This window comes from Corynebacterium guangdongense (assembly GCF_030408915.1).
Classification (GTDB): domain Bacteria; phylum Actinomycetota; class Actinomycetes; order Mycobacteriales; family Mycobacteriaceae; genus Corynebacterium; species Corynebacterium guangdongense.
In genome coordinates this window covers 1,116,072-1,127,720 of sequence record NZ_CP047654.1, presented here as the reverse complement: position 1 = coordinate 1,127,720, position 11,649 = coordinate 1,116,072, and the positions used below count along the sequence as shown (strand labels likewise).

The following is an 11,649-nucleotide window of genomic DNA, read 5'->3' as shown; positions in this document are numbered from 1 at the left end:
GACTGGAAACGCGTCTTATCGTGAAGATTCGGAGGCGCTGACGCTGGCCCGCCTGGATTCCCGAGAGTTGGGCGCCCACGGACCCCGGACCGGCTCCCCTGGCCCTGGCCGCCGGAAACAAGGACCCGCCTCTCCCCTGGCTGCGGGAAAGGCGGGCCCTGTGCATGTCGACGCGTGAAACGCCTCAGCCGTTGACCACCGGCGCAGTGTCGAGCGCGGCTAGCGTCGGCAGCTCCAGCGACTCCAGCACCGCGGAGTGGACACGGACGTCTTCCTCGAAGGCCACCAGTCGCGCGGCCTGGGAGGCAGAGAGCCTGCCTTGGCGCTCGAAGTGTTTGAGGCGCGGGTAACGCCCGGCCAGCAGCGTGCCCCAGTTGACCTTGAGGTCGAGGATCTCCTGGGCGAGGTGGACCGGTCGGCCGCCGCGGAAGTCGAGGCAGTCACGCAGGGTGGCCTCAAGCATGTCCAGGTCCACGTCACCGCCGGGCAGCCCCTCGTCGGTCGCGTAGGCGTCGACGCCGTGGGTGGCCGGACCGGCCGGGGACTCCCAGAAGCGCTGCATCGTCATGGCCGACGACGCCAGCACCGGTTCGTTGACGGGGAGCACCTTGGGGTTGTCCCGTCCCAGCAGCTGCTCCCGCGACATGCGGACGAAGGTGTTGTAGCCCTCGAGTCCGGGAGTCGTCGACTTCAGGCCGACGCCGAAGGCCTCGAGATCTTCCTTCTGGAACATGTAGCCGAGGTAGCGGGCGGTGCGGTTGATTTTGAATTCCTCCGGGGTTCCCCCGGCGAAGTGGAAGTTGACGGTGCGCAGGTATTCGCGGACGATGCCAACCTGGGCCTCATCCAGCTCGATGTCTTGGTACAGGGAACGCATAGCGGTGTCTCTTCCTCCCTTAGATCATCTGCAGGCGGTCATAGGAGTCGGTGTCCTCGAAGAACCCGCCCATGCCGTTGCCTATGATGTCGAAACGGTTGGTAATCTCAATGCGCTCGATCCACTTGGCCGAGCGGAATCCGGTGGAGGTTTCCAGCCTCAGGCGGCACGGGGCACCGGACTTCATGGGCAGCTCGCGGCCGTCGTAACCGATGGCGATGAGCGTCTGTGGTTGCAGCGCTTCCTCCCTGGGCATCGTCTCGTAGTAGTAGGAGCCGGAGTAGAGGTCGTCGTCGCGCGTCATGTTCTGGAAGGAAAGGACGTTGACGTCGGACCAGCCGTCCAGCGGCTTGGCCAGCTCAATGAGGTCGGAGAGCTTGACGCCGTTCCAGCGGCCGACGGAGCTGAATCCCTGCACGCAGTGGTGCACCGTGGTCTGGGCGTGGCCCTGGGAGATCTCCGCCAGGTCCGCCAGCGTCAGGCGCATGGGGCGTTCGACGAACCCGCCGATCTCCAACACGAAGTCCTCCTCGTAGTCGTTGCAGACCAGTGCGGCGTACTCCTCGCTCGACGGCGGCATGCCGGAGGAACGGTGCTCACCCCACGGGGTGACCTCCTGCCTGGAGTCGAACTGCCGCGACGGCAGCTTACGCAGCGTGCGGGTCAACGGACGCACGAGCGCGTTCTGGACGCGCTCGATCAGTTTCGGGTTGTTGGTCGAGGTCTTGGTGGCCCAGACGTTGATCCAGACGATGAACAGCAGGCCGACGATGTAGATGATGCCCGCGACGACGGGGTTGCCCTCATCGCCGAAGACCATCTTCGCGGTCTCCGCTCCCCAGCCGTGGAGAACCACCATGGCGACGTGGATGACCACGAAGATCAAGTAGGCCATGAGGCCCCAGAAGTGCAGGGTACGAATGACCTGGCGCCCGCCCATCGCCTTGGAGATGCGCGGGAAGTGGTTGTTGATCGCCGGCGACTGGAAGGCGCCGGTGACCATCATCCACAGCGGGAGGATGAGGACGACAAATCCGTAGGAGAGCTGCTGGATGGCGTTGAAGGGGTAGCCCTCCATGGCCGGCGGGACGACGAAGGCCATGTAGCTGACCAGGTCGTTCCACGCCTGGCCGAAGACGGAGAGATCCTCCGGCCAGTAGCGGCGCCACTGTCCGGTCACCAGCAGCAGCACCCAGTACCCGAACATCAGGGTGACCCACAGGACCACCGAGATGAAGTGCCAGTAGCGGCCCTGGCCCAGGTCACCGTGACCGGGCAATGAGATGGCCGGGTGGTAGTCGTCGTACTCTCCGGAGACCGGGAAGTACTTGCGCTTGCGTTTCTCCTGGACGGTGAACTGTGCCCAGGCCCCGCCCAGCGGAGTGTGGATCGAGCGGTGCAGCTTGGGGTAGGTGCCCAGGATTTCAATGCCTGAGCGGATGAACAACGAGATGAAGATGATGTTGACGAAGTGCTCGACGCGGAGCCACCAGGGGTACTCCATGAGCAGTGCGGAATCCATGTTCGTTCTTTCTGACTGGGGAAGGGGCCGGCCGCTAGTCCGTGAAGCCCTGGTCGTCCGGGTAGGCGACGAGGACGCCGTAGTTGAGGGCCCAGTGGATGACGAGATAGGCGATGGCGCAGACCATCATCGTGTTCCATGCGGCGGCTTCATAGAGACCGGCGCCGTTCCACACGAACGGGGCGTTCTGGAAGACGCCGACCCCCCAGATCAGCAGGGCGGCAAATGCGGGCAGGAGCCCGAAATCCCAGATGCGGAACTTGGTGACCGCGCCGATGAGAACGAAGAGCGCGGCCAGTGCGACCAGGCCCCAGAGGAGCTGGTCGCCGCCTGGGAAAATCTCGTGGTCGCCCAGTGCCACGTATCCCGCACATACTCCCAGAAGGGAAGCGATCGCGAGGATGGCGGCCTTGGTCAGTCGGGGAAGGTTGAAGCGGACGTAGCGAAAGAACGGGGCTCGCTTGCGGCCCGGCGGGATGTGGAGCTTCACATCCTGGGTGTTGATGTCGACGGTGCCCGGGGCGGCGGACATGTCTACCTCCTTGGTTGACGCCCGTCGCCGGTGGCGCGGGCTCAGCATCGGCCCCCGGGTTCACGGGCCCGGGTACGCGATGGGACGATTGCGTCCTCCTCCAGCCGGAGAAAACGAAGGCGACGCGCTAGGCGAGAAACCTGAATGTGTCCGAATCTGTCTGGACAAGGCCCGGTTTCATGGTCCTCAGAGTAGTTCTAAAGATGGAAGCCCCACGACCGAACAAGCGTACAAATGCGAGGGCATCCGCTTGACCACACAGTATGCACATCTGTTTTGTACGGGATTTGCGGTCTAATTGTTCTTTGGTCGGGCAAGAATAAGATCATTAATGTGCAACCGACCCGGACTGGCGTCACGGCCAGTCCAGGCAAGCTACCGGAGAAGTGACACGGGTGCATCCCCCTATCCCGTCATGTAAAGGACGATCCGCCATGTCTGCCATGGTTATTTTCGGTCTCATCGCTTCCGCCGTACTGCTCCTCGCCTTCGCCATGCTCAACCTCGGCAAGTGGACGACAGACGACTATCCATACCAGATCCTCAACTTCCTCGGGGCGGGCTTCCTCGCCGCCTCCGCCGCGAATCCTTTCAACGCCGGCGTCTTCTTCACCGAGATCATCTGGTCCGCACTAGGTCTCTACGGCGTCGTCAAGATCTGGCGCGCGCGTCGTCAGGCCCCCGTCACGGTCCCCGACCGGGCCCCGGCCACCGTCTAACTCCCCACGTCCCAGAGAGGTCAGAACAATGGAATTCTCCTACGAGATCGGGCTCATCGCCGGTGTCTTCTTCGTCATCGCCTACGCACTGCTCAATTTCGATTATCTCGGCTCCAACTCCGTGATCTACCAGTCGCTCAACTTCCTCGGTGCGGTGGGCTTCGTCTACACCGCCATCACCCCCCTTAACCCGGGTCTGTTCGTCACCGAGGTCGTCTGGGCCATCGTGGCGCTGCTTGGCGCGTGGAAAATTCTCGCCACCGCGTCCTCGACCGCCCGCACCGGCCGCAACATCTGGGTCGGCACGACCAAGCGCAACCGCCGATCGGCCACCGTCGCCTAGACAACAGTGAGACACCTGCCGCCGAACCTCCCCCGGAGTGTTCGGCGGTGCTCGCACTTTCCGCCACTACAGTTGATTCGACCCGAATCCCGGAGGGACACCCATGTTTGATTCACCCGTCACCGCGCATGAGCACGGCAGACGCGAACGCATCATCGAGGCGACACTCGACTCGATCGTCAGCAGCGGCGTCGCCGGCACCACGATGCGGATGGTCGCCGAGGCCGCCCAAGTCTCGCTCGGCTCGATAACGTACTACTTCGCGGATAAAGACGATCTTTTCCTGGCCGCCTTCCTCGACTACACCGACCGTTCCGTCAAGGAGTTCGACTCCTTCTACGACGACGCGGTGGACCTGGCCTCCGCCCGGACGGCAACGGCCCGCATGCTGAGCACGTCGGCGGGATCGCGGCGCTCCATCATCCTGGGCACGGAGCTTTACTCGATGTCGCTTCGCCGGCCGAGATTCCGGATGGTGACGGCGCAGTGGACGTCCCGCTGCCGGGAGGTCATGCGCCGTCACTTCGACGATGACACGACCTTCATTCTCGACGCCCTCTACGAGGGGATTCTGCTGCACCGGACGATGCGCCTCGGTGAATACACGGACGAGCGCATCGCCCTCGCCGTCGAGAACATCACGCCGCCGAAGAGCTACATCGGCGGCGGGTCCTAGGCCTCCAGCGCGAGGAAGTCCTCGACGGTCTGGCGACGCAGCATCGGCGTGACCTTGCCGGCGCGCACCACGACCACCGGGATCTTGGGGAAGGCGTTGTAGTTGGAGCTCATCGAATAGCTGTAGGCGCCGGTGCCGGCCATGGCGAAGAGGTCGCCGGCCACGACGTCGTCGGGCAACCCGATCTCGTTGATGAGGATGTCGCCGGACTCGCAGTGGGAGCCGACGATGCGGGTGCGGGTGGCCTCGCCGTCGAGGAAGCGGCCGACGACGCGACCGTCGTAGGCCGCCCCGTAGAGCGCCGGGCGGACGTTGTCGCTCATGCCGCCGTCGACGGAGACGTAGCGGCGGGTGTCCCCCGGTCCGTCGCCGATGACGGTGTCCTTGATCGCGCCGACCGAGTAGACGGTGACGCCAGCCGGGCCGGAGATCGCACGGCCCGGTTCGACGAGCACGGCCGGGGACTCGATGCCGAGCTCGGCGGCGGTCTTGTCCACGGCGGTGAGCAGGTCGTGGGCCACGGTGGCCACGTCCAGCGGCTGCTCGTCGGCGGTGTAGGCGATGCCGTAGCCGCCGCCCAGGTCCAGTTCCGGCAGGGTCACGCCCAGCTCGTTGTGGATGCGGGCGTAGAGCTCGAGGACGCGCTCGGCGGCCAGGGAGAAGCCTTCGGCGTCGAAGATCTGGGAGCCGATGTGGCAGTGCAGGCCGACCAGCTCGAGGTTCTCCGCGCGGATGCAGGCGCGGGCGGCCTCCCACGCCGAACCGGCGGCCAGGGAGAAGCCGAACTTCTGGTCCTCGTGGGCGGTGGCGATCATCTCGTTGGTGTGCGCCTCGACGCCCGGCTTGACCCGCACCATGACGCGCTGGATCTTCTCGCGGGAGCGCGCGATCATGTCCAGCGTCTCGATCTCGGCCGGGTGGTCGACGACGACGTGGCCGACGCCGTACTCCACGCAGTCCTGGAGGAAGCGGTCGGACTTGTTGTTGCCGTGGGCGGTGACGCGATCCGCCGGGAAATCCGCGCGCAGGGCGATGCCCAGCTCGAACTCGCTGGCCACGTCGATGGACAGGCCCTCCTCATCGACCCAGCGGGCGATGGTGCGGGTCAGCATCGACTTGGAGGCGTAGTGCACGTTGTGGCCGCCGCCGTAGGCGGCCGCCATGTCTCGGCAGCGGGAACGGAAGTCGTCCTCGTCGATGACCATGACCGGAGTGCCGTACTCGTCGGCAATCTCGGCCAGCGGGACTCCGGCGACGGTGACGACGCCGTCCTCCTGACGGGCGGCGTTGCGCGGCCAGACGTGTGCGGGCAGATCGTTGAAATCGCTCATTGGCGTGTTGGGTTCCTTCACCGGTGGTGGTTACATGCGCTCCGGCGCGCTGACGCCGACCAGGCGCAGGGCGTTGGCGAGGGTCTGTCGGGTGGCCTGGGCGAGGGCGAGGCGGGCGGGGTGGATGGGCTCCGGGGCCTCCCCCGTCTTCGGCAGGATCTGGCAGGCGTCGTAGAAGCGGTGGAACACCCCGGCCAGCTCCTCGGCGTAGCGGGCCACGCGGTGCGGCTCGCGCAGCTGCGCCGCGGTGGTCACGATGCCCGGGAACTCGCCCAGGGTGCGGATGAGGTCGCCCTCGCGCTCATGGGTGAGCAGCGCGTAGTCGGCGTCCGCGGCGCTGACCCCGGCCTCGTCCGCGCGACGCTGGATGGAGCACAGGCGGGCGTGCCCGTACTGCACGTAGTAGACCGGGTTGTCCGAGCTTTGCGACGCCCACAGCTGGAGATCGATGTCCAGCGAGGAGTCGACCGAGGAGCGGACCAGGGAGTAGCGGGCGCCGTCGATGCCGATGGCTTCGACCAGGTCGTCGAGGGTGATGACGGTGCCGGCACGCTTGGACATGCGCACGGCCGTGCCGTCGCGCAGCAGGTTGACCATCTGGCCGATGAGGACCTCGACCTGGTCGGCGTCGTAGCCCAGGGCCGCGGCGGCGGCCTTGAGGCGGGCGACGTAACCGTGGTGGTCGGCGCCGAGCATGTAGATGGCCAGGGAGTGGCCGCGGTCGAACTTGTCCGCAACGTAGGCGATGTCGCCGGCGATGTAGGCGGCCTCGCCGTCGGACTTGATGACGACCCGGTCCTTGTCGTCGCCGTAGTCGGTGGAGCGCAGCCACCAGGCGCCGTCGGCCTCGTAGAGGTTGCCGTTGTCCTTGAGCGTCTGGACGGCCTTGTCCACCGCCCCGGATTCGAACAGCGAGTTCTCGTGGAAGTAGACGTCGAAGTCGACGCCGAACTCGTGGAGGGACTGCTTGATGTGCTCGAACATCATCTCCACGCCCTCGGCACGGAAGGTCTCCTGGACCTGCGCCTCGGTGCCCTCGAGGGCGCCCGGCTGCTGCTCGACGACGCGCGCGGCGATCTGCTCGATGTAGTCGCCGCCGTAGCCGTCCTCGGGGGTCGGCTCGCCCTTGGCCGCGGCGACCAGGGAGCGGGCGAAGCGGTCGATCTGACCGCCGTGGTCGTTGAAGTAGTACTCGCGGGTCACCTCGGCGCCGGCGGCCTCGAGCACGCGGCCCAGGGAGTCGCCGACGGCGGCCCAGCGGGTGCCGCCGAGGTGGATGGGGCCGGTGGGGTTGGCCGAGACGAATTCGAGGTTGATCTTCTGGCCGGCGTAGAGCTCGGAGGTGCCGAACGCCTCGCCGAGCCCGAGGATCTTGCCCACGATGTCGCCCTGGGCGGCGGCGGCCAGGCGGACGTTGATGAAGCCCGGTCCGGCGACGGACGCCTCGTCGATGGCGGCGTCGGTCGCGAGGGCGTCCGCAAGCCAGACGGCGAACTCGCGCGGGTTGCCGGCCCCGGCCTTCTTTCCGATCTGCATCGCCAGGTTGGTGGCGTAGTCACCGTGCTCCGGGTTGCGCGGTCGCTCGACGGTGACGGTGTCCGGGACGACGGAGGCGTCCAGGTCACGGTCGGTCAAGACGGCGACGGCGGTGTCCCGGATGAGGGTAGCTAGGTCTGCAGGAGTCATGAAGCGAAATCTTAGCGCCCACAGTCGGGGCGGGCAGCACTGAGGTGGCCACCGGAAGCCGGCGAGGCGCGGAGGTTTCCGGGATCGGGCTGACGGGGTCGGCAAAAGGTCGTAGGGTAAAGGGCACCTGTGACCCCTGAGAGGACTGTTCGTGACAACGTTGAAGAAGCTGGCCGCCGCCGTCGCCTCCGCCGTGGTGGCGGCGGGTGCGGCCGTCATCCCCTCGGCCCCGGTGGCCGGCGCCGACCCTCTCGCTCCGCCGATCACCTGGGAGGCCTGCCCGGAGCGCGTGACCGAGCCCGCCGCCGAGTGCGGGCGCATCGAGGTGCCCCGCGAGTACGCCGATCCGGCCGGCCCGACCATCTCCGTCGGGTTCGTGCGCCTCGCGGCCGAGAACCCGGCGGCGCGACGCGGAACCCTGTTCGGCAACCCGGGCGGTCCCGGCGGCGACGCCTACACCTACTTCGGCAACGACGAGGTGTTCACCTGGCCGGCCGGCGTCACCGACGAGTGGGACCGGGTCGCGGTGCAGCCGCGGGGCCTGCCCGGCTCCACCCCGATGAACTGCCTGGAACCGGATCCCGGCTACACCAACCTGCCGGTGCTCGACCAGGGCGGCTTCATCAAGTCGATGTGCGACCACCGGAACCCGGGCCTGGCCCAGTCCCTGACGACCTCCAACACCGCCGAGGACTGGGAGATGGTGCGCCGGGCCCTCGACCTGGAGCAGATCTCGATCATGGGCCTGTCCTACGGCACCATTCTGGGCAGCGTCTATGCGACGCGGTACCCGCAGCGCGTCGACAAGCTCGTGCTGGATTCCGCCGCCGACCCGAACGGCCTGTGGAACGGCCTGGTCGCGTCTCAGCAGCGCGCGCAGGAGAACGCCCTCTACGACTTCATGGGCTTCGCCGCCGAGCGCAACGACGTCTACGGCCTCGGCACCACTCCCCTGCAGGTCTACAACTCCTGGTCGAACGTCATCCTCCGTGAGACCGGCACCAACCCCACCACCGTCCCGCCGGCGGCCCAGCTCGGTGACGTCCCGCCCGGGCTCGAATGGGCCGGCCCGACCGTCGCCGAGGTCATGACCGCCACCGGCCAGGTGCGTGTCGAGGCCGACGGCGTCGTCTCCCGCGCCCTCAACCCGGGCGCCAACCAGTCCGCCTCCCCCACCATGGCCCTGACGCTGGTCTCGCTGCCGCGCCCGGAAATGTGGGACGACCTCGCCCGGCACGTCAACGGAACCCAGCCGAGCACGCTCATCGAGGAAGAGATCTCCGCCTACGAGGCGCTCTCCGACGAGGAACGCGAGCAGCTCAACTTCCAGCAGGCCGCCGCGCTGGGCACCCTGACCATGGTCACCTGCAACGAGAACACCGTCGCGCCGGATTACCGCTGGCTGCCCTTCTACCTGTGGGGCACCTTCGTCAGCTATGACGCCCGCGCCCCCTACACCGCCGGTTACGCCACCGGCGCGGCCTGCGCCGGCATCACCCCGGTCCGCGGGCCGGAGCGCTACGACGGCTCCCAGCTCGCCACCCGCCCCCTGCAGATCTCCGGCACCGGCGACCCGCAGACCCCCTACGCCTACCACCGCGGTCTCGCCGACCCGATGGGCGCGCATGTCGTCACCGTCCACGGCCCGGGCCACGGCCACGTCGGCCTCGGCAACACGGCCGTCGACGACATCGTCGTCGAGTACCTGCGCACCGGCCGCACCACCGCCACCGACGCCCCGGGACTGCTTTAACCGGGGTGGTTAGGTGCCGTCCGGAACCCGGTGCTAAGCTATCCACCTTGTAGGCCTGATTCAGCGCCTACGGCGCCTTCGTAGCTCAGAGGATTAGAGCACTGGTTTCCGGTACCAGGGGTCGCAGGTTCGAATCCTGTCGAGGGCACAGTGTGAAGTCTCACAACATCGTTCCGTACGATATCGTGAGACTTCCGCCTTTTCCGGACCCGTTGCCCGAAAGGGGCACCCCGCCACCACCCCGGTTCGGAGTTCTGTGGGACGCCGGACCCCGGCAAGGACAAGACCCCGGCCCGGGAAGGACGCGGGGCCGGGGGCGGCCTGATGACGCTAGTTTGTCGGCATGATCAGCCAGGCGACGAGGTAGAGCAGCACCTGCGGGCCGGGCAGCATCAGGGAGGCGATGAACAGCACGCGCAGCAGGGTGGTGTTGATGCCGTAGGTCTCACCGATGCCGGAGAGGACGCCGCCGACCCAGTTGTCGGTGGTGGAGCGGGTCAGGCGTCGGCCGAGCATGTTCTGGAGACGGGCGCCGGCGCTCTGGGGCTTGACGGTGAAGTCGTCGTTGATGGAGTTGCTGTCGATGTTGTCGTAGGCGCTGCGGTAGGTCATGGTTCTCATTCCTTCGGGGGGTGTGGACTCTCGTTCCCTATCTCCCATTCAACGCCTGACCGGGCGCAAAGGACATAGGGATTCCCCCTGGTTTCCTCCCTGATTCGCACGTCGGGGTGGCCCGCTCCCCGGAAACGGTCTCGCCGGCCCGCCCCGGATGTGGGGCGGGCCGGCGTGGACGGATGAACGCTGGCGCAGTGGGTGGGCCGTTACCTCCGGACGCGGACTGAGCCCGGGGCGGGGTCGACGATCATGCCGGTGAAGCCCGGGGCGCCGGGCACGTTGTCCACGGCCACCACGCCCTCCAGGAATCGGGTCAGCGCCGGGCGGTCGGCGGGGTCCATGTGGTCGAAGATCACGCGCCGGATGGATTCGACGTGTTCGGGCGCGGCCAGGTCGAGGCGCCTCTTCCCCTCGTCGGTGATGGTCACGACGACGCCCCGGGCGTCGCTCTCGCTCTTGCATTTGGTGACCAGCCCGCGGCGTTCCATGCGGGTGATCTGATGGGAGGTGCGGGACCGGTCCCAGTCGAGTCCGGTGCACAGGTCGCGCAGCCGGAGGGAGTTGCCCTCGGCCTCGGAGAGGGAGACCAGGACGGAGTATTCGGAGGAGGAGAGCTCGCTTCCCGCCTGGAGCGTTTCGTCCATGGCGCGGGTGATCTTGCGGCTGGCGGCCAGCATCAGCCGCCAGAGTGCCTGCTCGTCCTCGTTGAGCCAACGTGCATCTGTGTTCATGTCAACTAACTTTAGTGCACCCGGGGGGAAAGGTGAAACGTCCCCAACCAGAGTCTCCTGCCGGGCAGAAAAAGGGGCGGCCACCGGCCGACACCGGAACGCGCTCGCCACGAATTATATTCAGCCGCCTCACGCTGCGAAAATCGGACGTTCCCCGAATTACTTTAAATTTCTTGTTGACATGTCACCACAAATTGGTAGTGTGGTCCGCAGCAGCGAGGCAGAGCACGAAACTTAACTCGCTGGCAAGATATCAAGGGCAGACGCGGTCTGCACCCGACCCACAATTTTTTAGGAGTACATCATGGCTTACAACGGCACCTTCGAGCTGGACCCGACCCACACCACCATCGGCTTCGTCGCTCGTCACGCAATGGTCACCAAGGTCCGCGGTTCCTTCTCCGACTGGTCCTCCGAGGTCAACATCGACGAGGCCAACCCGGCCAACTCCGTCGTCAACGTCACCGTGAAGACCGCCTCCATCGACACCAACAACGCCGACCGCGACGGCCACGTCCGCAACGAGGACTTCTTCAACGTCGAGCAGTACCCGGACATGACCTTCAAGTCCACCAACGTCGAGTTCGAGGGCGAGAACGCCGCCAAGATCACCGGCGACCTGACCATCAAGGACGTCACCAAGCCGGTCGTCCTGGACGTCGAGATCTTCGGCTCCGAGGTTGACCCGTGGGGCCAGACCCGCGTCGGCTTCGACGCCAAGACCGAGATCAACCGCAAGGACTGGGGCCTGGAGTGGAACTCCCCGCTGAACTCCGGTGGCGTCCTGGTCTCCGAGAAGATCAAGATCGAGATCGAGGGCTCCGCCATCCAGCGTTAAGGCGCCCGCAGGCCGCCGGCGGCGGA

General features: G+C 66.6%; 12 protein-coding genes and 1 tRNA gene. 6 read left to right on the top strand and 7 right to left on the bottom strand.

What is annotated here, in order from left to right; translation table 11 throughout:
• Window positions 1–184: 184 nt before the first annotated feature.
• From CGUA_RS05390 to CGUA_RS05380, 3 genes are read right to left on the bottom strand one after another with little or no spacing between them, the layout of a single operon-like run.
• Window positions 185–877: a hypothetical protein gene (locus CGUA_RS05390; RefSeq protein ID WP_290198057.1), complete on the bottom strand. Its 693-nt coding sequence runs from the start codon at window positions 875–877 to the stop codon at window positions 185–187.
• A gap of 19 nt (window positions 878–896) precedes the next feature.
• Entirely contained in the window at window positions 897–2,399 is a 1,503-nt protein-coding gene (locus tag CGUA_RS05385; RefSeq protein ID WP_290198056.1) for a molybdopterin-dependent oxidoreductase, read from the bottom strand.
• A 34-nt stretch (window positions 2,400–2,433) separates the two neighbouring features.
• A complete protein-coding gene (locus CGUA_RS05380) occupies window positions 2,434–2,931 on the bottom strand; it encodes a hypothetical protein (protein WP_290198055.1) in 498 nt (165 codons plus the stop codon).
• A gap of 434 nt (window positions 2,932–3,365) precedes the next feature.
• On the opposite strand from CGUA_RS05380, the gene CGUA_RS05375 reads away from it, so the two are divergent.
• The 3 genes from CGUA_RS05375 (at window position 3,366) to CGUA_RS05365 (ending at window position 4,669) form a co-directional block, all read left to right on the top strand.
• Window positions 3,366–3,650 carry a CBU_0592 family membrane protein gene (locus tag CGUA_RS05375; protein ID WP_290198054.1) on the top strand — a complete coding sequence of 95 codons (285 nt, stop codon included), beginning with the start codon at window positions 3,366–3,368 and terminating at the stop codon, window positions 3,648–3,650.
• Window positions 3,651–3,678: 28 nt separating this feature from the next.
• The gene (locus CGUA_RS05370; RefSeq protein ID WP_290198053.1) at window positions 3,679–3,993 is read left to right on the top strand and encodes a CBU_0592 family membrane protein; all 315 of its coding nucleotides are present in this window, start codon (window positions 3,679–3,681) and stop codon (window positions 3,991–3,993) included.
• Window positions 3,994–4,096: 103 nt separating this feature from the next.
• A complete protein-coding gene (locus CGUA_RS05365) occupies window positions 4,097–4,669 on the top strand; it encodes a TetR/AcrR family transcriptional regulator (RefSeq protein WP_290198052.1) in 573 nt (190 codons plus the stop codon).
• On the opposite strand, the gene lysA is transcribed toward CGUA_RS05365, so the two are convergent.
• Both lysA and argS read right to left on the bottom strand, forming a co-directional pair.
• Window positions 4,666–6,000, bottom strand: a complete 1,335-nt coding sequence (gene lysA / locus CGUA_RS05360) for a diaminopimelate decarboxylase (protein ID WP_290198051.1) — start codon at window positions 5,998–6,000, stop codon at window positions 4,666–4,668. The two genes, CGUA_RS05365 and lysA, sit on opposite strands and share 4 nt — an antisense overlap.
• A 30-nt stretch (window positions 6,001–6,030) precedes the next feature.
• Complete coding sequence (gene argS / locus CGUA_RS05355) at window positions 6,031–7,686, bottom strand: arginine--tRNA ligase (protein ID WP_290198050.1); 1,656 nt, start codon at window positions 7,684–7,686, stop codon at window positions 6,031–6,033.
• Between the two features lie 151 nt (window positions 7,687–7,837).
• Between argS and CGUA_RS05350 the strand changes: the two genes are divergently transcribed.
• Both CGUA_RS05350 and CGUA_RS05345 read left to right on the top strand, forming a co-directional pair.
• Entirely contained in the window at window positions 7,838–9,439 is a 1,602-nt protein-coding gene (locus tag CGUA_RS05350) for an alpha/beta hydrolase (RefSeq protein WP_290198049.1), read from the top strand.
• 74 nt (window positions 9,440–9,513) lie between these two features.
• A tRNA-Arg gene (locus tag CGUA_RS05345) sits at window positions 9,514–9,587 on the top strand.
• Window positions 9,588–9,769: 182 nt separating this feature from the next.
• On the opposite strand, the gene CGUA_RS05340 is transcribed toward CGUA_RS05345, so the two are convergent.
• Window positions 9,770–9,955, bottom strand: coding sequence for a PspC domain-containing protein (locus CGUA_RS05340; protein WP_290198321.1), 186 nt, complete (start codon window positions 9,953–9,955; stop codon window positions 9,770–9,772).
• Window positions 9,956–10,260: 305 nt separating this feature from the next.
• Complete coding sequence (locus tag CGUA_RS05335; protein ID WP_290198048.1) at window positions 10,261–10,785, bottom strand: MarR family winged helix-turn-helix transcriptional regulator; 525 nt, start codon at window positions 10,783–10,785, stop codon at window positions 10,261–10,263.
• A gap of 301 nt (window positions 10,786–11,086) precedes the next feature.
• On the opposite strand from CGUA_RS05335, the gene CGUA_RS05330 reads away from it, so the two are divergent.
• The gene (locus tag CGUA_RS05330) at window positions 11,087–11,623 is read left to right on the top strand and encodes a YceI family protein (RefSeq protein WP_374725066.1); all 537 of its coding nucleotides are present in this window, start codon (window positions 11,087–11,089) and stop codon (window positions 11,621–11,623) included.
• Window positions 11,624–11,649 lie beyond the last annotated feature (26 nt).